This window comes from Arachnia propionica (assembly GCF_003932785.1).
Taxonomy (GTDB): domain Bacteria; phylum Actinomycetota; class Actinomycetes; order Propionibacteriales; family Propionibacteriaceae; genus Arachnia; species Arachnia propionica_B.
In genome coordinates this window covers 1-18792 of record NZ_RQYT01000052.1, presented here as the reverse complement: position 1 = coordinate 18792, position 18792 = coordinate 1, and the positions used below count along the sequence as shown (strand labels likewise).

The following is an 18792-nucleotide window of genomic DNA, read 5'->3' as shown; positions in this document are numbered from 1 at the left end:
CCCACTACCAGCCCGACCCTCCGGAGCGCCACCGAGCGGGTCGCTCAGATGCCACAGCCGCCCTCGGCTCCACTGCCTTCTGTGAAGAGCCCTCAAAATTCCCTCGGTCGTAGGCATTTACGGCCTCACGCCCACCAGCAATGGCATTGGCGACCTGAGTCTCTGCGGCTGTCATGTTGGCCGTCAGCACTCGGTTGTAAACCGCATTGACCAGAGGGGCCAACTCCCCACTCTTCCCGAGGAAGGTTCCACACAGGGCATCCACCGCATCGGACACTCCCTTATGCGCAGATACCATGTTCTCCTTGTCGACCTCCGTCCGCGTGAATACCCCGCGACATTCAGCCGGTTCAAGCTGCCAACCCTCGTTGCTCATCATTCACCTTCCTTCACCACTGCTTCAATCAATGTCCACCAGAACGGTTCAGATGGATTCTGTTCGATGATGATCGTGTCGTTCAGGCGGGAGCCGTCCCAGACCATCGCGTCGCCCCGGGCATCGGTGTGGATCCAGTTGAGGATGCTGCCGTTCAGCCCTGACAGGGATGTCAGACGCCAGTCCCGGGTCAGGAACTCCCCGGCGTCGCCGTCGTGGCCCTGAGGGACCACGCCCCGGTCCGCCTTGGCCCTGAATGCTCCCTCATCCAGTTCGAGGTTCAGCTCCATCGGCCATGACGGGGTGATCCCCGCCCAGGAGAGAAACAGCCGGAACAGATCGTTCGACGGGCAGTAACCCAGCAGCCTGAGCCCCTCCTGCTCCGGGTGGGGGATCGCGAGGACAGCACTCGGGTCGGTGAACCAGAACCTGACGTCGTCACGCTCCGGCCCGGCGAACGAGATCCTCCTGAACTCCCCGCTCAGGATGTGATCGGCGTACCAGAACCCGTCGGGGGTGAGGTTGCCCGCCTCGTCGACGAGCCCCGCCGCCGCGAGTTCGTCCCCGACGTCCCCCGTCACCGGGGCGAAAACCCGATTCTGGGCGTTGGTCGTGAACAGGTCCACCGCCTCGTCGCTGAGGACGAGGGGGGCACCCTGGAGCACGAGCTCCGGCGGTTCGACACCGGTGAGTTCCTCCCGCGGCTTTCCATCCCGGGCCGTCGCCCACTCGTCGAGCTCCGGTACCGGCACCTCCGCCCTGGTCTCCGGTTCGGCACGTTCCTCCGGAGGCAGGGGCCTGAGGGTGTCGAGCATCGCATGATGCAGATCACCCGGATTCCACTCCACGAGCGGCACGGAGACCGTCAGCTCGGCCACCACACCTTCGGCCACCACCAGTTCCTGCATGCCGAGAATGCTGAGGACGTTGCCGTGCAGACCGTCGGGTGTCAGCGGCAGCAGGTACCACAGCCGCCGATGCTCGACGCCGTGACGTTCCAGCGCCTGCACCCCCAGGGTCAGCGTTCCCGGCAGCCTCCCCTCCGACGACCGCAGCCTCGCCTGGCTCACCGCGGCCAGCGCATCCCGCCGCTCATCGATCCGCGACTCACGCAGCACCGCGTTGGGCATGAACCCCAGCGACGCCGTGCCGGACACCGCGATGACCTGACCGCTTCGGTCGTCACTCGCCCAGCCGTCCGGGACCTCGAAGCAGAAGGTCTTCCCCTTCACGAGCATGGTTGTCCCCCTTTCCGTTGCTTCCAGAACTCAACGTCCCCAGACGTCGAGCAGGTCGTTCCCGATCTCCTGCACGTCGGCGTAGTTCGTGTCCGTGTTGTGGGAGATGACGATCACTCCCCCACCGTGGGCCTCCGCGACGCAGGCCGGGTCGTCCGGGGTGTTGGACTGGATCAGGCCACAGACCCAGATGCCCGACTGCTCCGTCTCCCGCAGCTGATCGATCTTCCTCTCGACCTGCCTCGAGTCCTTCAGGTACTTCACCCCGATGTGCCGGGACCCGGGCGCGGAATAGAGCAGGAAGCTGACCTCATCGGGGTCGTAGGAGGTCGTGAACTCGCCGAACTCCTTGGGCAGGGGTGGCGCCCCGGCCCCACCTCCGTCGCCGTCGCCGGATCCGGGCTGCCGCTGCGTCGACTGCTCATCGCGTGGCGTGGCCTCCTCCTGCCGTGGGGCCGCTGACTCCGACGGGGGCGCCTGACTCGACGACGGTTCGGCGGACTCCGGGGCCGGGGCAGGCGGCGCCGCCCCGGTGGGCGCAGGCAGGGAGAGGGACTCCTGCGGCACCGCCTTGCCGTCGCGGTTCTGGGTGACGAGCCACCACCCACCGAATCCGGCCACGGCCACGACGATCGCCACCGCCAAGGCGACGACGGGGGTGTTCCCGCCCCTCCGCCCCGGAGCCCCGTGCCCCGGAGGGATGTGTTGGTTCATGCTCATGGTCGTCAGGTCCTCTCAGTTCCAAGCGGCCATGAGGTCATCAGCGATGGTCGCGATGTCCTCAAGGCTGTACTCGACAGCAGCTGCTCCGATCACGACGACCCCCTCGTGGGCCGCTCCGCCACATGCCACGCTTTCCACCTGCCCTTCCTTCTGCTGCTTGATGCAGCTCCAGTCCCGGATGGGTCGAGCCCCCTCACCCATCTTGAGTTGATCAGCGGTGACGTAGTCGGCGTAGGTGACGGTGATCGACGTGCCGTCCTCAGCCCTGTACATGTACGACACCCCCTTGCTCTCCTTCTCCTTCTCGAAGCGGAACTGACCGAACTTCTTCGGCAGGGGTGGCGCCGGGGCAGGGCCCTGTTGGCTCGTCCCCGTGTCCTGGTCCGACGGCTGTTTCGGCACCTCCGACTCACTCCCGGGCTGCTCCTGGGATGGCGACGGGGACTGAGACTGTCCCGGGGACGGCGGCTGGCTCTCCGGCTGCTGGCTCGGCTGCTCTGTCTGATCCACGGACGTCGGCTGAGGCTCGGTCTGCTGTGAGCTCTGTCTGCCGACCAACCACCAGGCACCGAAACCGCCGACCGCCAGCACGATCGCGACGACCAGGGCGATCACCACGCCGTTGCCTCCCCGACTGGGCGGGGCGCCGTGATGCATCGATTGGGGATGACTCATCGCGTCCACCTCAGTTCCACGCGGCCAGGAAGTCGTCGCCCGCCGCGGCGAGCTCCTCCAAGCTGATTCGGTCCTCGAACGCCGAGAGCATCACAGTCCGACCGTGCGCCTCGGCGACGCACTCGGCCCTTTTGTCCGTGACTCCCTCACTCACACCACAGGTCCACGGACCCGACTGAACGACGCGCTCCTCACCGTCGATCAGTTCCTCGCCATAGCCCCCGGGGAAGAGCGTGGAGGTGATGTAGGTTCCATCCGATCTCGAATACAGGCCGATGTTCTCATAGGTTTTCCCTGAGGCCTCGAACTCCCCGAAGCGTTGGGGCAACGGAGGAGTCGAGGCGCCGTTGTCACCCCCGGAGGGCTGTTCCTTCGGCTGCTTCTCCTGCTTCCTCTCCCGCTTCTCAGCGGGTGCCGATGACGGCTCCTGCTGAGGCTCCTCGGCCTCCTGCTCCGCGGTTTCGGACGGCGCCGCTTGATCGACGCTGACCGAGGCATCTGCCTCGGGCTCCGGAACGGGCTGCTGCTGCTCCTGGACGGAGGCCTGCGACGCGGGCTGCGTCGAACTGGAATCCCGGAAGAAGAACCACCAGGCGCCGAAACCGCCGACCGCCAGCACGATCGCGACGACCAAGGCGATCACCACTCCATTGCCTCCCCGACTGGGCGGGGCCCCGTGATACATCGGTTGGGGATGGCTCATCAGGACCACCTCACTTCCACACGGCGAGCAGGTCGTCACCGAGCTTGGCGATCTCCTCAAGGCTGTACTGACCCGGGTCGCCGAGAATTCCCACGACTCCACCGTGCGCCTCTCCCACGCAGCCCCCGAGCCCGGTGTTGTCCTGCTTCAGCTCGTAACAGGCCCAGCCGCGGATCTGCCTGCCACCCGCAGGCAGCGGCCCCACGTCCTGCATGGACTTGTCCGGTTGTGGGGTGACCCAGATGGTCTTGGCGTAATCCCCACCGGACTCAGGGGTGTAGAAGAAGGTCCCTTCCGAGGAACCGCTCTGCTTCAGGCCCGCGAAGGACTCCGGGAGCGAAGGGGCCGGGCCGCCGTTGCGCTGCTGATTCTCAGGTCGGGGATGGCCCTCGTCAGGCTGCCCACCTTGGGGAGCTCCATCGGATGGCTTGTCCTCACCCTGCTGGCCCGGCTGGCCCGGCTGACCCTGCGGCTGGCCCGGCTGCCCCTGTGGCTGGCCCGGCTGACCCTGCGGCTGGACCTGGCCCTGCGCGTCGATGGTGACGGTCTTGCCCCGCTGGGTGACGACCAGCGCGATCCCGCCACCGATGACCAGGACCAGAACCACCACCAGGGCGACGATCAGCCCGGTGTTGTTCCGCCGCGGCGGCCCGTAAGGAAGGTGTCCGTATCCCGGCCCCGGCTGCGGGTACCCCTGCTGGTAGCCCTGGGGTCCGGGCCCCTGCTGTCCCGTCGGACCGGACCACTGGTTGCTGCTCATGACCACATCTCCCACTAAGTACGAGGAATTGATTAACTGTTCCCAGAGTAGGGACGAGGAGGGTCAGCCACCCCACCCGTGATCGGTTCCGGACATCCGGAACCCCTCCGGCGGGACGCAGAACCCGGATGACGACACGAGGAGACAAGGACGAGCATGCCAGCCACATCGCGACACAATGACGACCACAGCAGCCACAACGACGCAGCCGAAGAACCCCTCTCCAACCTACGACTGGCCGATTTCGGGGAACACCTGCGCGGCTGGCGCATGGCACTGGGACTCACCGCCCAGCAGGTCGCCGAACGGGCCGACATCACCCGCGACACCCTGCGCCGGATCGAGACCGGGAACACGAGCGTCGGCCTCGGCAACCTCGCCCGCGTCCTCCACGTCCTCGGCCTGCTGGACCGGGTAGTCGATGCCGCCGACCCCCTGGGCGACGAGTTGGGGCGCTCTCGCGCCGACCGGCTGCGACGGAAGCGGGTTCGCTGAGCCCATTTGTCATTACATGGGCTTGACATGGACTGACCATTACGATTGACTGAGCCCGCGGCGGCGACGACGCTGTCGCGAGCCACTGAAGGAGTCCGTGAAACCAATGACCGACATCGAGTACACCCCGGGTCCGCTCCTCGACGCGGCCCGCAACACCAGGACCGCCCTGTGGAACGACTCCTCGGACCTCGACGAGCTCCGCCAGTCGATCTCCTACGGCGGCGTCGGCGCCACCTGCAACCCGGTGATCGCCTACACCACCATCAGCAAGCACCTCGACGTGTGGGGCCCCCGCATCAAGACCATCGCCGACGCCCACCCCACCTGGGGCGAGTCCGAGATCGGCTGGCAGGCCGTCAAGGACATGTCCGTGGAGGCAGCCAAGCTGCTGGAACCCATCTTCGACGAGCACAACGGCCGCAACGGCCGCCTGTCCGTGCAGACCGACCCACGCCTCCACCGCGACGCCAAGGCACTGGCCGACCAGGCCGAGGAGTTCCACAACCTCGCACGCAACATCGTCGTGAAGATCCCGGCGACGAAGGTCGGCCTCGAGGCCATCGAGGACGCCACCTCCCGCGGCGTCAGCATCAACGTCACCGTCTCGTTCTCGGTCCCCCAGGCGGTCGCCGCTGCCGAGGCCATCGAGCGCGGCCTCAAGGCCCGCGAGGCCGCCGGACACGACGTCTCCCAGATGGGCCCCGTCGTCACCATCATGGTCGGCCGCCTCGACGACTGGCTCAAGCACGTGGTCGCCCGCGACGGCCTCTTCATCAACCCGTCAGCCCTGGAGTGGGCGGGCATCGCCGCCATGAAGCGCGCCTACCAGATCTTCCAGGAGCGCGGCTACCGCGCCCGCGTCCTCGCCGCCGCCTTCCGCAACGTCATGCAGTGGTCCGAGTTCGTCGGTGGCGACGTGGTCGTCTCCCCGCCGTTCAAGTGGCAGCAGATCATCGCGAACTCCGACTACGAGACCCGCGAGCGCATGGACGAGCCCGTCGATCCGGCCTACATCGAGGAGCTGAAGCGCATCCCGGACTTCGTCCGCGCCTACGAGCCCGACGGCATGAGCGTCGACGAGTTCGCCGAGTTCGGGCCCACCCGCAAGACGCTGCGTCAGTTCCTCGACGCCGACGCCGACCTCGACCGGCTCGTGCGTGACATCATCGTTCCCGCCCCCTGACCCTCTTCAGCTCCTAGGAGATCGAATGCTGCGCATCGCAGTCATCGGCGCAGGACGGATCGGCAAGGTTCACGCCGCCACCGTCGCCGCCCATCCGCAGGCCCAACTCGTGTTGGTCTGCGACCCCGTCCTCGACGCGGCCAAGGCCCTCGCCGAGCCCCACGGCGCCCGCGCCTCCGTCGACCCGAACGACGCGTTCACGTCCGACGACGTCGACGCCGTGGTCATCGGCTCCCCCACCCCGCTGCACCGCGAGCACGTCCTGGCCGCGGCCCGGGCGGGCAAGGCAGCCCTGTGCGAGAAGCCCGTCGCCGCGTCGGTCGAGGAGGCGAAGGAGCTCGCGGCGGAGCTCGACACCTTCGAGCACCCGCCGGTCATGGTGGGCTTCCAGCGTCGCTTCGACCCCTCCATCGCCAAGGCCCAGCGCCTCGGCGCCGAGGGCCGGATCGGCCGGATCGAGCAGCTGTCGATCATCTCGCGTGACCCGGCCCCGCCGCCCGCGGAGTACCTGGCCGTCTCGGGTGGGGTGTTCAAGGACATGGTGATCCACGACTTCGACGAGGCGCGATTCTTCCTCGGCGAGATCACCCATGTCACCGCGATCGGGCAGAAGCTCGACCCGGCGCTGGCCCACGTCGACGACTTCGACGGGGCCGTGACGATGCTGCAGGCCGCCTCCGGCGCCGTCGCCGTCATCAAGAACACCCGCCACTGCGCCACCGGCTACGACCAGCGCGTGGAGCTGTTCGGTTCCGAGGGCGAGGTCATGGTGGAGAACCTGCGGGCCACGTCGGTCCGCGTCAACGACGCGCACGGGTCGGATCAGGAGGAGGTCTACCTGGACTTCTTCCTCACCCGGTACGCGGAGGCCTACCGTGACGAGTTGACGGCCTTCATCGACGCCATCAACAACGGCACCCCCGTGAGCCCGACCGTCGAGGACGGCGTGCTCGCTCTCGTCCTGGCGGAGGCGGCCGAGCGCTCCGCACGCACCGGAACCACCGTGGAGGTTGAACGATGAGGATTGCTGGCGCCCCGATCTCATGGGGTGTGTGCGAGGTGCCCGGCTGGGGCTTCCAGATGGCCCCCGAGCGGGTGCTCTCCGAGATGGTGGAGCTGGGGCTCACCGCCACCGAGTTCGGCCCGCAGGGCTGGCTCCCGGTGGAGCCGCAGGCCCGCGCCGAGGCCGTGAAGGCGCACGGCCTCACCCCCGTCGGCTCCTTCTTCCTGGCTGTCATGCACGACCCGGAGCACGACCCGATCCCCGCCGTCCGGGCGGAACTGGAGGCGTTCCGCGTCGCCGGGGGCTCCGTGCTGGTCCTGGCCTGCGACTCGGGTCGCGACGGCTACGACGACCGGCCGGTGCTCGACGAGGCGGGGTGGCGCACCCTGTACTCCAACCTCGACCGCATCGCCGAGGTCTGCGCCGAGGCCGGGGTGAAGGCCTGCGTGCACCCGCACTGGGGCACCATGATCCAGAACGCCGACGAGGTGGAGCGGATCCTCGACGAGACGAGCGTCGGCCTGTGCCTCGACACCGGGCACCTCATGGCGGGCGGCGCGGACCCCGTCGACATCGTGCGTCGCCACCCGGAGCGCATCGTCATCGTGCACGCGAAGGACGTCCACAAGGAGCTCACCGACAAGCTCCTGACGGGCGAGTTCACCTGGAGCCAGGGCATCAAGGCCGAGATGTTCGCCCCGATCGGTGAGGGCGACGTCGACTTCGCCACGATCGCCGAGCTGCTCAAGGGTGTGGGCTTCGACGGCTACTGGGTCCTGGAGCAGGACATCATGCTCGACGAGGATCCGGCGCCGGGCGAGGGCCCGAAGGAGAACGCCCGCAAGTCCTTCGAGGCGCTGCAGAAGCTGGCCTGAGCCAACCCGACCAACCACACCGCCCGTTCCCCCAGGGGAGCGGGCGGTGTCGCGTCGACGCCCGCTTTCCTGAGAGCCTCACTCAGCAAATCGACGCCGTCCCCGCGTCGGGACACCGCTCCCGTTCTGCCCATTGAGCTGACAAGGGGTTCACGACCTTGTCCGTAAGGACGACAGAATCTGGCTCCTGAGTTTCCTGAAGGCCAGTAGGCTGAACCTGAGATTTCTTCAGTTGACGCTAAGGAATGAAACGTAGGGCACGCACCAAGGTGGCCACATCGGATGAACTCATCCGGTGGGCAACGGGGAACGGGGATTCCGTCCCCTGAGCCGGGGAGAGGAACACGGTGTGTGTCCGCGGGGGACGTGTCAAGGGCAAGGTCTCCGGTCGGAGTCGGCGAGAGTTCGACCAGGGGATGTCCCGCTCGCCCTTGACCACAGCTGGACCGATGGGAGCCTGGCTCCCGACGGACCGGCACTGGCGGGAGACCGGCGGAGGCGCCTCCCGGGGTGTTCCTGGGCGAGAGTTGGGGCTCGTGTGACAGGCACCTCCGCCGGGCCCGGGCGGACACATCCGCGAGAAACGTCGGGGGGACGTTGTAGAACGGATGTGTCCGCACGACCACCCATGATGCCCTGAGGGGCTCCTTCGGGGGAAGGAGACACAATGCCCGATGCAGCAACAACCCACTCGACGTCACGCCTCGTCGTCGTCTTCGACGCGGCCGAACCCGAACGGCTCGCCGACGTCGGCCCGGCCGTGGTCGAGAGCCTCGGCCTCACGCTGGAGCACTGGTTCCCCAGACTCGGCGTGGCCATCGTGACGGGAGAGACCGACACCCACACCGTCCGGACCCGGACCGCGGACCACGACGGCGTCGACGTCCAGGTGCTGCCCGAGACCATCTACCGCGCCATCGGCTTCGAGGACACCGACCAGGCGACGTGGGGGCTGCAGGCCATCGGGGCCGTGAACTCGCCGTACACGGGCAAGGGCATCCGGATCGCGGTCCTCGACACCGGCTTCAACAGCTCCCACCCGGACTTCACGGGCCGACACGTGACCGCGAAATCCTTCATCGACGGGGAGGACCCCGAGGACGTCCACGGGCACGGCACGCACTGCGTCGGCACAGCGATGGGCCCGCGCACCTGGACGGAGGGACGCGGCTACGGCGTCGCCCCCGACGCGGAGATCTTCGTCGGCAAGGTGCTCGCGAAGGACGGCACCGGTTCGGACACCAGCATCCTCGCGGGCATCGACTGGGCGCTCAGCCAGGGCTGCCAGATCATCTCGATGTCCCTCGGCGCGGACGTGCGCACCGTGCATCCGCCGTACGTGGCCGCCGGACGTCGCGCCCTGCAGCAGGGAGCCCTCATCATCGCGGCCGCCGGCAACAACGCCGCCCGCAGCGTCGGGGACCCCGGCTTCGTGGGTGCCCCCGCGAACAGCCCCTACGTCATGGCGGTCGGCGCCGTCGACAAGGACCTGGGGATCGCGGACTTCTCCGCCCAGGCCCTCGACGTCGAGGGTGGCGAGGTCAACATCGCCGGCCCCGGGGTGGCCATCCACTCGGCCTGGCTGGCTCCGGCGCACTACCGCAGTCTGAACGGCACGTCCATGGCCACCCCGCACGTCGCGGGGGTCGCGGCCCTCGTCGCGGAGGCGACCGGGGCCAGGGGCCAGGACCTGTGGGACCGGCTCATCGCGGATGCGAAGGACCTCGGGCTGCCGAAGGAGGACGTCGGGGCGGGCCTCGTCGTCGCCCCGGCAGCCGAGGAGGCGCAGCCGCCGCGGAGCTGGGTGGTCACGGTGGCCGACGACCACGCCGACCGCCTCGATCACGTCGTCGGGCTGCTGGAGGCTGCCGGGATGACGGTCACCCGGACCCTGCCGAACCTCGGCATGATCCACGGCTGCACCCCGGCCGCGACCTGCGACGAGGGGGCGCTGGCCGCGATTCCCGGGGTCGCCTCGGTCGACGCCGACCTCACCCATCGGGCGACGGGGGGACATCAGGGCTGATCGCGTGCCAGGGGCAGCTGCCCGACTGGAACGACGGTGCCCTATCGTTCGGGGAAGTTCACCTTCTCGAAGGAGCCGACAGTGTCAGCACCACAGTTCCCGGGCCAGCAGCCGCCCATGCCGCCGCACCAGCCTCCCCACCCACCCCAGGCACCCCCGCCGGGTCCGCCCATGCCCCCGGCCCGCCCCGTCGGGGTGTCAGGCAGCCGCGTCAACGTGCAGGAGAAGCAGGCCTTCATGATCCCCGGCCTCCTGGCGATCCTGCTGGTGCCTGCGCTGCTGATCCTGCTCGCGATACTGCTGACCACGTTCACCCCGCTGGGGGATGCGGTCTCGCACTCGGACTTCCCCCTCGCGGATCTCGGGCTGTTCGGGGTGCTCGCGCTGCCCCTGTCGTTGCTCATCCTCGCCTCCGGCATGGTGCTGATCAGCCCCGGTGAGGCACGGGTCATCGAGTTCCTCGGCTCCTACATCGGCACCGTCAAGAGGCCGGGTCTGTGGTTCGTGACGCCGTTCACCTCGAAGCGTCGCGTCTCCATCAAAGTGCACAACTTCGAGACCAATGAGCTCAAGGTCAACGACGCCGACGGCAACCCCATCAACATCGCGGCCATCGTCGTGTGGCAGGTCGCGGACACGGCCAAGGCCATCTACGCGGTGGAGGGGCACGAGTACTTCATCCGCGTCCAGGCGGAGGCCGCGCTGCGACACATCGCGATGAGCCACCCCTACGACAACGACGCCGTCGAGGTGACGCTCCGGGGCGACACCGAGATCATCGCGGGCGAGATGGCGGCCGAGGTCGGAGCGCGGATCAGGCTGGCCGGGCTGGAGGTCATCGAGACCCGCATCTCGTCCCTGGCCTACGCGGCGGAGATCGCCCAGGCGATGCTGCAACGGCAGCAGGCCAGCGCCATCATCGCGGCCCGCGAGAAGATCGTCGAGGGGGCCGTGTCGATGGTCGAGGACGCGCTGGGCAAACTGGAGAGCTCCGAGATCGTCACCCTGACCCCGGAGCACCGGGCGACGATGGTCTCGAACCTGCTCGTGGTGCTGTGTGGCGATTCCCGGGCCACCCCCGTCGTCAACACGAGCCTCATGCACTGACGGCTGGGCCCGGTCCCAGGCGCAGGAGGTCGCCGTCGTGGTGGGCGAGGCCGTCGGCGACGAGCCCCGCCCCGCACCGCTGGAGCTGGACGTCGTCGGGCCAGGTGATGTCGGCCAGGGCGACCCCCGTCTCGCTGCGGCGCAGCGCCCCCATGATGCGGCCACGGCACTGGCGGTCGGTCCCGGCCCAGGCCTGGCCCCGCCGCTCCGGGCCCTCCCACGCGGGGGAACCGGCCCGGAGCCAGGCGCAGTCGTCGGCGACGGGGCAGGCGCCGCAAGTGGGGGTGCGGGCCGTGCACACCAGCGCCCCGAGCTCCATCACCGCCTCGCACCAGGCCGCGGCCGCGTCGTCGTCCTCGGGGAGCCACTCCTCGGCCAGGGCGCGTTCGGCGGCGGTCTCGCTGCGCGGCGGGAACTCCTGCCCGCCGACGAGCCGGGCGAGCACCCGTCGGATGTTGGTGTCGAGCACGACGGCCCGCCGGCGGAACGCGAAGGCGAGGACGGCGGCGGCGGTGTAGCGCCCGATGCCGGGGAGCCCGAGGAGGACCGACTCGTCGTCGGGGACCTCGTTGCCGAGCGCCGCGATGGCGGTGGCCGCCGCCACCAGCCGCAGCGCCCGCCGCGGGTACCCGAGGCTGCCCCAGGCGCGCAGCACCTCGGCGGGGTCGGCGGCGGCGAGGTCGGCGGGGGTGGGCCACCGCTCCAGCCACTCCCGCCACGCCGGTTCGACGCGGGCGACGGGGGTCTGCTGGCTCATCACCTCGCTGACGAGGACCCCCCAGGGGCTGGTCCCGGGTTCCCGCCACGCCAACGCACGCGCCTGGTCCCCGAACCACGCGACGATCTCCCCGCGGATCCGCTGCCTGTCCACCGGGTCACTGTAGATCCTCCTGCAGCCAAGAGGGTGCGCAGATCGGGGATCGTCACGAAGATCGTCACGGTGACTTCCTGGCACGGCAGACGACGAAGAGCGCACTGGATCGTGGCAGTCGAGGAGGACAACGCGGCCAGGGTCCCCACACCTGCCAGCAACGACACCGTTTGGAAACGACCTCTAAACAGCGAAAACCCTTGACATCCAGCTTTCATCGCGTTATGATTCCCACAATTACGCTATATCAGGGGGTTCTCAAAGATGAGAAAATTGTTTGTGACGACTTTATCACTTTTGTTGTTTTTCTTCACTCTTCCCGCTAAAGCCGAAAACATCTCTGAGGATGATCTTGGCCAAGTCAGAACTGCCTTGAAACGGGCTGGCGTCAGCCAAGAAGTCGAGGATAGATTGATTGCCAAGCTCCAAGCAGGCGAAATATGGGATTCCATGACTCCTGGGACAGAGCCAAGGACAGTCGAACGGTCGAGTGGTGTCATTCGAGAAATCTACGACGATGGTTCCCTTGTCGTGACGACGATGGATGATGGCGAGTTAGTGGATGGAGGGATTGCAACCTCTCTCGCGGCAGTTTCCGGCTGTCGTGGAAGGAGTGTCATTTCGAGTGTGAAGTATTCCCAATGCAAGGTTGAGCAGGATTCGATTTTCCTGGTAATGGGTTTCTATTTCGACTACTCCGTCCCTGTTAAAGGAACACCAGTCGTCACGAGGGCGTACGGTTGGTACAATCGGGTACTGTTTGGCAGTTCCAGCAACAATCACCTTGAGCGGCTCTCAGGGAACAGGGCCAAGTACTCGGCCGAGATCTCTTCGGCCATTGGCTTCTCCTGGGGAGGGGCGACGGTGGGTGCAACTCAAACATCGGAGGTGTACATAATGGTCATTGTCGACTCCCACAGGCCAAATATCGTTGTGGGGTGAGGCCCGGCTGAGATTCGTTTCGATCCCGACCCGGTAGGTTGGGTGCTGCTGAGGGCTCCTGGTTGAAAACCGACCATACCCTGCTCTCGGTTGCGCCACGCCTTGATTTGAAGGCGCTCGCTGTGATTATTGTTGATGTTTTATCTCTCGCTATTTTCCCGACCCTGCTACTGCTTATTGTTTTTGCTATTATTCGCGCGATCATCTTGACTCTCCGAGACGGCCGTGGTGACGATTGAACAATACTGCCACAGGGAGGCTTATTCGGGGAACCTGAAAACCGCATCATGAAACACGCTGAAAATAAGCACAGGGGAAGCTCGCTCCGATGGAATAAACCTTCCGGACCCACCACGTCAGACGTGGGCGAACTCGTGGATCAACGTGAACAACTGCCCATTCACGGTCTGGTCGGCGTTGACAAAGGCCAGCAGGCCCCGAGGATCGACCAGGGCAAATCCTCGGAACTCCGGATCGGCACGGAAGTCCGGAACGGGAAGAGTGAACCGCGGCGGGACCGGGAACAACATCATCCCCATGGGAACGCCCGCTGCCCTCGCAAACTGCTCCACATACTTCAGGGTGGGACTCTTCTCCCCAGTCCGCCAGGACGAGACCCGGGGGCGTCCGGTGCACCGGGCCACTGTAGATCCTCCTGCAGATGCGCGGAGCATCACCGATGGCAGCGCTGCCGGGAAGCGCGCCGCGCATTTGCAGGATTCACGGCCGGGACAGTTGACACTGGGCCACGGCGACCGCCAACTGCACCCGGTTGCGGGCGTGGAACTTCTCCAGCAGGGCCGAGACGTGGGTCTTCACCGTCGCCGCCCCGATGCCCAGCCGCTCGGCGATCTCGCTGTTGACCAGCCCCTCGGCCACCAGCACCGCCACCTCGCGCTCCCGCGGGGTGAGGTTGGCGGGCTCCCGGCCAGGAGCGGCCTCGGCCGTGTTCACGACGAGCTGGTCCAGCACCGTCGCCGAGAAGCGACGCTGCCCTCCCGCCACGTCGTGCACCGCCCCGAGGATGACCTCGAAGGCGCTGTCCTTGAGCAGGAAACCGGCCGCCCCCGCACGCAGGGCCGACGCGACCATCCGGTCCGTGTCAAAGGCCGTCAGGACCAGGACCCTCACCCCGGGAAACCCCGCGGTGATCTGCTCGCACGCCCACACCCCGTCCCGACCGGGCATGTGGAGATCCAGCAGCACCACGTCCGGGCGCAGCCGCCGGGCCGCATCAACCGCACCCTGCCCGTCGGCCGCCTCACCGAGGATCACGATCCCGGGGTCACCCTCGAGGATCAGCCGCAGCGCCGAGCGGACCAGCGGCTCGTCGTCAGCGATCACGACCTTCACCCGATGCGTCGGCTCACCCATGATCCACCTCCCGGGTGGGGAACTCGGCCCGGGCCCGGAACCAGCCCTCCGTCGCCCCCGCCTCGAAGCGACCGCCGAGCAGCCGCAGCCGTTCCCCCAGGCCGGGCAGCCCGATCCCGTGCCCGGGAAGGACCCGCCGCACCCCGCCGACGCGGTTCGCACAGGTCAGTACCAGCGCGTCCGCCGTCACCTCGAAGGAGAGCTCGGCGTGGCCGTCGCCGTGTTGCCGGGCATTGCCGAGCAGTTCCTCGACGCTGCGCAGGACAGCGTGTCGGGTTCGGGCATCCGCCGCCTCGAAGGCCGGGAGCCATCCGGGCGCGACCTCAGCGTCGACCTGCAGGCCGCCGTCGGTCTCCCGCTGCAGGACCGCCGTCACGTCCCGCCAGGTGACGACGGGAGCCGCCCCCGAGTCATCGTCGTGCAGGACCTGGAGAATCTGCCTGAGCTCCCGTCCCGCCTCCGCGGTCATGGTGTGGATGGTGGCAGCCGTCGTCGCGACGACCTCCGGGGCCAGATCCGTGCGATTCCCCAAGGCGGCGGCGTGGAGCGAGATCAGGGACAACCGGTGGGCGAGCGAGTCGTGCATCTCGCGTGAGATCCGGGCCCGCTCCTCCGCCCTGCTCTGCGTCACCCGGGCCTCGGCGAGTTGCTGCTGTCCTCGCAGCAGCATCCCGAACAGCGTGGCCGAGACGAGACTGAGGGTCATCGGGACGGCGTCGAACCATTTGCTCCTCAGATCGGGGATCGGGTCGATGCACCAGCCCAATCCCGCTCCGGCGATCCCGGCGGCCAGCACCACGGGCAGCGGGTGTCTGATCCGCATCCCGAGGAGACCTGCTCCCAGCGATGCCGTGGGCTGCACCGCCCCGAGGGGCACCATGCCCAGCACGATGGCGATCACGGCGGGTGCCACCCGGGGCCGACGCACGGCAGGGAGCAGCACCACGAGTCCCAGGATCGGCGCCCCGATCTGGCTGACGAACAGGGGCCTGGCCCAACCGGGGAGATCCGTCCGCTCCTCCAGAACGTGGATCACCTCATCCACGACGTAGGGCAGGATGGCCATGGTCAGCACCGCCGCGATCACCCACAGCACCCAGGGCAGTCGTGAAGCCAGCTTCTCCATGTCCACGGCAGCACCCTAACGAGTTCCCCTGAGCCCACATCCGCCAGTTGGGGGAGGATCGCCCCCGACGAGTGGCGGATGTGTCGTCCCGGTGGGGTTCGTAGCGTCGAGGGGTCGAAAGGAGAACCCATGTCGGGACCCAGGAAGTGGCTGCTCAGGATCGGGATCGCAGTCATCGCCCTCGTACTCATCGCCGCTGCAGGACTCGTTGTCATCGCCCGCGCCCCCCTACCGAAGTATGACGGCGAGCTCCAACTGGCGGGGCTGAACGGCGAAGTCACCATCCGGCGGGACGAGCTCGGGGTCCCCCACATCCACGCCAGCACCGACCGCGACCTGATGTTCGCGCAGGGTTTCGTCCATGCGCAGGACCGGTTCTTCCAGATGGATCTCAGACGCCACATCACCGCGGGCAGGCTGAGCGAACTGGTCGGCGAAGGCGGGAAGGAGTCCGACATCGCGGTGCGCACCATGGGGTTCAGGCGAGTTGCGGAGCAGGACTGGGAGCAGCTCTCCGACGAGACCCGCGGCCTGTACGAGGCCTACGCGGCCGGGGTGAACGCCCACATCCGGGACAAGGCCCCGTGGCAGATCGCCAACGAGTACACCGTGCTGGGGCTGACGGTGCCGTTCGGCGGGATCGAGCCGTGGACCCCCGTCGATTCGCTGGCCTGGCTGAAGGCGATGTCGAACAGCCTCAGCGCCAGCCATGGGACGGAGGCCGGGAACATGGCCCTGCTGAAGCAGTTGGGCAGCCCCGGGGCCGTGGAGGAGCTGTTTCCCGTCGCCGACGAGGCCGCCAGCCGACCCATCGTCCTGGCCGACGGCGTGAGCAATCTGCGCCCCCGCGGCGACTACCCCATCGCTGATCCCCTCCCGCTGCCCGAGGTGGCGGCGACGGAGGTGGACTGCCCGCCGGAGGTCGCCGCCGAGGTCGCCTCCGGGGCCACCCCGAACTCCTTCACCGACGCGGTGCAGGCGGCGCAGGCGACGGTGAAGAAGGTGGCTGGCTCGCTCGGTGAGGGGCACGGCATCGGCTCGAACTCCTTCGTGATCGGCGGACAGCACACCGCCTCCGGCAAACCAATCCTTGGCAACGACCCGCACCTGGACATCGACCATCCATCGGTGTGGTCCCAGGTGGGGCTGCACTGCACAGGCGACGGCGCGGGCTGCACCTTCGACGTCGAGGGCTTCTCCTTCGCAGGGATGCCGGGCGTGCTGATCGGCCGCAACCCGGATCTGGCCTGGGCCTTCACCAACCTCGGCGGGGATGTCAGCGACCTGGTGGTGGAGCGCAACGTCGGCGAGAACGCCTACCTGCGTGACGGCAAGTGCCTGGCCTACACCACCCGCACCGAGACCATCCAGGTGGCCGGTGGCGAGCCGGTGGAACTGACGGTCAAGGAGTCCGTGCACGGCCCCGTCATCTCCGACCTGCTCAACCCGGATGCGAACTTCGCCGGGTTCCCGAACCTCCCGGGGGACTTCTCCGTCGCGCTGCAGTGGGTGGCACTCATTCCCAGCCGCACCGCCGAGGCCATCTTCGACCTCAACCGGGCCAGCGATGCCGCGGGGGTCGCAGCCGCGGCCGCGAAGTTCAGCGACCCGGCGCAGAACATCCTGTTCGCCACCACGGCCGGGGACATCGGCTACCAGGCCCCCGGGTTGCACCCGATCCGGCCGATCCAGGCGGAGGCGGATCAGAACCACGGTCTGCACGGCGCCGACGCGCTGGGGGCGGACGGCCGGTGGCCCCGACCCGGCTGGGACTCCAGTTACGACTGGCAGGGGTTCTACGCGCCCGAGGACATGCCGGCGGTGCTCAACCCGCCGGATGGGATCATCGTCCCGGCCAACCAGCCGGTGACCCCGAAGGACAGCGGCCCGTTCCTGGACGGCTGGTACTTCCACGGGTACCGCTCGCAGGCGATGTACGACGAGTTGGTGCGGATGGCAGAGGCCGGTCCGATCAGTGAGGAGCAGGCGTGGCAGGTGATGCTGCTGGATCGCTTCCCCGGGGCCGAGACGTTGGGGAAGGCCTTCACCAGCGTGAAGCTGGCTGATCCGCGGCTGCGGGAGCAGCAGGAGGTGCTGCGAGGGTGGCTGGACGACGGCGCCCACATGGCCGTCGAGGAGCCGGGGGCCGCGATCATGGCCGCACTGTTCGCCCATCTGGCCGATCAGGTGCTGGGCGACGAACTCAGGGAGTACACCTTCTCCTCGCCGAACACCCTGGAGTGGCTGGTCAGCAACCCCGGGCATCGGCTGTGGGACGACCAGTCCACACCAGGGGTGGAGGATGCCGATGCGATCCTACGCCGAACCTGGGCCGCAGCCGACGCCGACCTGACGGCGCAGCTGGGCACCGACCACAGTGCGTGGAGCTGGGGGAAGGTCCACGTCGAGACCCCGACCCACCAGGTCCTGGGTGGTGAGGGAGTCCCGGGTCCGGTCAGGTGGTACTTCAACCGAGGCTCCCAGCCGGTCGGGGGCACCGGGGACGCCCCGAACGCCTCGTGGTTCAACCCCCAGGTCAAGGACGGTCGCGTCGACTACGAGGTGATCAGCGGGGGATCGATGCGGATGACGGTGGATCTGGCCGACCTCGACGCCGCCCACTGGAGCACCTCGTCGGGGGTCTCCGGACATCCGCTGTCGAAGCACTACGACGACCAGTTCGCCACGTGGGCGGCGGGCGGCAGACACCCCTGGCCGTTCACCCGTGAGGCGATCGAGGCGACGACGAAGCATCGGCTGGTGCTGCGCCCGGCCTGAACCAGGCACCGTCCCTTCGGGTGATCCGACACTACCGACCCCAGCGACGACACGAACAGCGGAAGCACCCGGGACCGCAGGCGCCCCAACTGCACCCGGTCCGGGAGAGAGCACGACTGGTACCATTTTCCTGTACGATCACTGGAGGTGACATGTCCATCAGCGCAAGTGAGGCCCGCCAGAAGTTGTTCCCCCTGATCGAGCAGGTCAACACGGACCGCGTTGCCGTCGAGATCGTCTCCCGGAAGGGCAACGCGGTCCTGATGCCTGCCGAGGAGTACGCCGCTTGGCAGGAGACCGCCTACCTGTTCCGCTCGCCGGCGAACGCACGCAGACTCCTCGAGGCCTACGAGCAGGCCAAGGCAGGCGACGTGGAATCGCACGACCTGGTGATCACGGAAGCATGATGCGGCTTGTCTGGGTGCATGCGGCCTGGGAGGACTTGTTATGTCGCAGGACATCGGTGACAGTTCTGCCTCAGGACATCGGTGACGTTTTGGCGGGGTGTGGTGGTGACACTTCTGGCGAATCGTG

20 protein-coding genes are annotated in these 18792 nt (G+C 67.8%); 10 read left to right on the top strand and 10 right to left on the bottom strand.

Annotation, left to right across the window (positions count from 1 at the left end; translation table 11 throughout):
* Window positions 1-4 precede the first annotated feature (4 nt).
* The 6 genes from EII35_RS16730 to EII35_RS14220 are packed head-to-tail and all read right to left on the bottom strand — an operon-like array spanning window position 5 to window position 4475.
* Window positions 5-376, bottom strand: a complete 372-nt coding sequence (locus EII35_RS16730) for a DUF6507 family protein (protein ID WP_395858257.1) — start codon at window positions 374-376, stop codon at window positions 5-7.
* Complete coding sequence (locus EII35_RS14240; protein WP_125229129.1) at window positions 376-1614, bottom strand: hypothetical protein; 1239 nt, start codon at window positions 1612-1614, stop codon at window positions 376-378. Before EII35_RS14240 ends, EII35_RS16730 begins: the two co-directional genes overlap by 1 nt.
* A 30-nt stretch (window positions 1615-1644) precedes the next feature.
* Entirely contained in the window at window positions 1645-2334 is a 690-nt protein-coding gene (locus EII35_RS14235; RefSeq protein ID WP_125229128.1) for a hypothetical protein, read from the bottom strand.
* A gap of 15 nt (window positions 2335-2349) precedes the next feature.
* Complete coding sequence (locus EII35_RS14230; protein ID WP_125229127.1) at window positions 2350-3012, bottom strand: hypothetical protein; 663 nt, start codon at window positions 3010-3012, stop codon at window positions 2350-2352.
* A gap of 10 nt (window positions 3013-3022) precedes the next feature.
* Window positions 3023-3715, bottom strand: a complete 693-nt coding sequence (locus tag EII35_RS14225) for a hypothetical protein (RefSeq protein WP_125229126.1) — start codon at window positions 3713-3715, stop codon at window positions 3023-3025.
* A 10-nt stretch (window positions 3716-3725) separates the two neighbouring features.
* The gene (locus EII35_RS14220; RefSeq protein ID WP_125229125.1) at window positions 3726-4475 is read right to left on the bottom strand and encodes a hypothetical protein; all 750 of its coding nucleotides are present in this window, start codon (window positions 4473-4475) and stop codon (window positions 3726-3728) included.
* 156 nt (window positions 4476-4631) lie between these two features.
* Between EII35_RS14220 and EII35_RS14215 the strand changes: the two genes are divergently transcribed.
* The 6 genes from EII35_RS14215 (at window position 4632) to EII35_RS14190 (ending at window position 11167) form a co-directional block, all read left to right on the top strand.
* The gene (locus EII35_RS14215) at window positions 4632-4970 is read left to right on the top strand and encodes a helix-turn-helix domain-containing protein (RefSeq protein ID WP_125229124.1); all 339 of its coding nucleotides are present in this window, start codon (window positions 4632-4634) and stop codon (window positions 4968-4970) included.
* Between the two features lie 106 nt (window positions 4971-5076).
* Window positions 5077-6156, top strand: coding sequence for a transaldolase family protein (locus EII35_RS14210; RefSeq protein WP_125229123.1), 1080 nt, complete (start codon window positions 5077-5079; stop codon window positions 6154-6156).
* Window positions 6157-6181: 25 nt separating this feature from the next.
* Window positions 6182-7177 (top strand): inositol 2-dehydrogenase, encoded by a 996-nt coding sequence (gene iolG, locus EII35_RS14205; RefSeq protein ID WP_125229122.1) that lies wholly within the window; start codon window positions 6182-6184, stop codon window positions 7175-7177.
* Complete coding sequence (locus EII35_RS14200) at window positions 7174-8034, top strand: sugar phosphate isomerase/epimerase family protein (RefSeq protein ID WP_125229121.1); 861 nt, start codon at window positions 7174-7176, stop codon at window positions 8032-8034. Before iolG ends, EII35_RS14200 begins: the two co-directional genes overlap by 4 nt.
* A gap of 667 nt (window positions 8035-8701) precedes the next feature.
* Window positions 8702-10060, top strand: a complete 1359-nt coding sequence (locus EII35_RS14195) for a S8 family serine peptidase (protein ID WP_125229120.1) — start codon at window positions 8702-8704, stop codon at window positions 10058-10060.
* Between the two features lie 81 nt (window positions 10061-10141).
* A complete protein-coding gene (locus tag EII35_RS14190; protein ID WP_260465142.1) occupies window positions 10142-11167 on the top strand; it encodes an SPFH domain-containing protein in 1026 nt (341 codons plus the stop codon).
* Here EII35_RS14190 and EII35_RS14185 read toward each other — a convergent pair.
* Window positions 11157-12038, bottom strand: coding sequence for an HhH-GPD family protein (locus tag EII35_RS14185; RefSeq protein ID WP_260465141.1), 882 nt, complete (start codon window positions 12036-12038; stop codon window positions 11157-11159). The genes EII35_RS14190 and EII35_RS14185 overlap by 11 nt on opposite strands.
* Window positions 12039-12302: 264 nt before the next feature.
* Between EII35_RS14185 and EII35_RS14180 the strand changes: the two genes are divergently transcribed.
* Together EII35_RS14180 and EII35_RS15735 are read left to right on the top strand one after the other, a co-directional pair.
* The gene (locus EII35_RS14180) at window positions 12303-12980 is read left to right on the top strand and encodes a hypothetical protein (protein WP_125229118.1); all 678 of its coding nucleotides are present in this window, start codon (window positions 12303-12305) and stop codon (window positions 12978-12980) included.
* Between the two features lie 62 nt (window positions 12981-13042).
* On the top strand, window positions 13043-13219 hold the full coding sequence (locus EII35_RS15735; RefSeq protein ID WP_185744361.1) for a hypothetical protein: 177 nt from the start codon (window positions 13043-13045) through the stop codon (window positions 13217-13219).
* Window positions 13220-13336: 117 nt separating this feature from the next.
* Here the strand turns inward: EII35_RS15735 and EII35_RS14175 are convergent, their stop codons facing one another.
* The 3 genes from EII35_RS14175 to EII35_RS14165 form a co-directional block, all read right to left on the bottom strand.
* Entirely contained in the window at window positions 13337-13552 is a 216-nt protein-coding gene (locus tag EII35_RS14175) for a hypothetical protein (protein WP_125229117.1), read from the bottom strand.
* A gap of 148 nt (window positions 13553-13700) precedes the next feature.
* Complete coding sequence (locus EII35_RS14170; protein ID WP_125229116.1) at window positions 13701-14354, bottom strand: response regulator; 654 nt, start codon at window positions 14352-14354, stop codon at window positions 13701-13703.
* Window positions 14347-15480 carry a sensor histidine kinase gene (locus tag EII35_RS14165; RefSeq protein ID WP_260465143.1) on the bottom strand — a complete coding sequence of 378 codons (1134 nt, stop codon included), beginning with the start codon at window positions 15478-15480 and terminating at the stop codon, window positions 14347-14349. The genes EII35_RS14170 and EII35_RS14165 overlap by 8 nt, the downstream gene beginning before the upstream one ends.
* Before the next feature lie 129 nt (window positions 15481-15609).
* On the opposite strand from EII35_RS14165, the gene EII35_RS14160 reads away from it, so the two are divergent.
* Window positions 15610-18258 carry a penicillin acylase family protein gene (locus tag EII35_RS14160; RefSeq protein WP_221739771.1) on the top strand — a complete coding sequence of 883 codons (2649 nt, stop codon included), beginning with the start codon at window positions 15610-15612 and terminating at the stop codon, window positions 18256-18258.
* A gap of 152 nt (window positions 18259-18410) precedes the next feature.
* The gene (locus EII35_RS14155; protein ID WP_125229113.1) at window positions 18411-18665 is read left to right on the top strand and encodes a type II toxin-antitoxin system Phd/YefM family antitoxin; all 255 of its coding nucleotides are present in this window, start codon (window positions 18411-18413) and stop codon (window positions 18663-18665) included.
* Window positions 18666-18792 lie beyond the last annotated feature (127 nt).

What these genes read in the sequence shown, in the direction of transcription:
- EII35_RS16730 (WP_395858257.1), bottom strand. Translation starts at nt 376, where the DNA reads ATGAGCAACGAGGGTTGGCAGCTTGAACCGGCTGAATGTCGCGGGGTA.
- EII35_RS14240 (WP_125229129.1), bottom strand. Translation starts at nt 1,614, where the DNA reads ATGCTCGTGAAGGGGAAGACCTTCTGCTTCGAGGTCCCGGACGGCTGG.
- EII35_RS14235 (WP_125229128.1), bottom strand. Translation starts at nt 2,334, where the DNA reads ATGAGCATGAACCAACACATCCCTCCGGGGCACGGGGCTCCGGGGCGG.
- EII35_RS14230 (WP_125229127.1), bottom strand. Translation starts at nt 3,012, where the DNA reads ATGAGTCATCCCCAATCGATGCATCACGGCGCCCCGCCCAGTCGGGGA.
- EII35_RS14225 (WP_125229126.1), bottom strand. Translation starts at nt 3,715, where the DNA reads ATGAGCCATCCCCAACCGATGTATCACGGGGCCCCGCCCAGTCGGGGA.
- EII35_RS14220 (WP_125229125.1), bottom strand. Translation starts at nt 4,475, where the DNA reads ATGAGCAGCAACCAGTGGTCCGGTCCGACGGGACAGCAGGGGCCCGGA.
- EII35_RS14215 (WP_125229124.1), top strand. Translation starts at nt 4,632, where the DNA reads ATGCCAGCCACATCGCGACACAATGACGACCACAGCAGCCACAACGAC.
- EII35_RS14210 (WP_125229123.1), top strand. Translation starts at nt 5,077, where the DNA reads ATGACCGACATCGAGTACACCCCGGGTCCGCTCCTCGACGCGGCCCGC.
- iolG (WP_125229122.1), top strand. Translation starts at nt 6,182, where the DNA reads ATGCTGCGCATCGCAGTCATCGGCGCAGGACGGATCGGCAAGGTTCAC.
- EII35_RS14200 (WP_125229121.1), top strand. Translation starts at nt 7,174, where the DNA reads ATGAGGATTGCTGGCGCCCCGATCTCATGGGGTGTGTGCGAGGTGCCC.
- EII35_RS14195 (WP_125229120.1), top strand. Translation starts at nt 8,702, where the DNA reads ATGCCCGATGCAGCAACAACCCACTCGACGTCACGCCTCGTCGTCGTC.
- EII35_RS14180 (WP_125229118.1), top strand. Translation starts at nt 12,303, where the DNA reads ATGAGAAAATTGTTTGTGACGACTTTATCACTTTTGTTGTTTTTCTTC.
- EII35_RS14170 (WP_125229116.1), bottom strand. Translation starts at nt 14,354, where the DNA reads ATGGGTGAGCCGACGCATCGGGTGAAGGTCGTGATCGCTGACGACGAG.
- EII35_RS14165 (WP_260465143.1), bottom strand. Translation starts at nt 15,480, where the DNA reads ATGGAGAAGCTGGCTTCACGACTGCCCTGGGTGCTGTGGGTGATCGCG.
- EII35_RS14160 (WP_221739771.1), top strand. Translation starts at nt 15,610, where the DNA reads ATGTCGGGACCCAGGAAGTGGCTGCTCAGGATCGGGATCGCAGTCATC.
- EII35_RS14155 (WP_125229113.1), top strand. Translation starts at nt 18,411, where the DNA reads ATGTCCATCAGCGCAAGTGAGGCCCGCCAGAAGTTGTTCCCCCTGATC.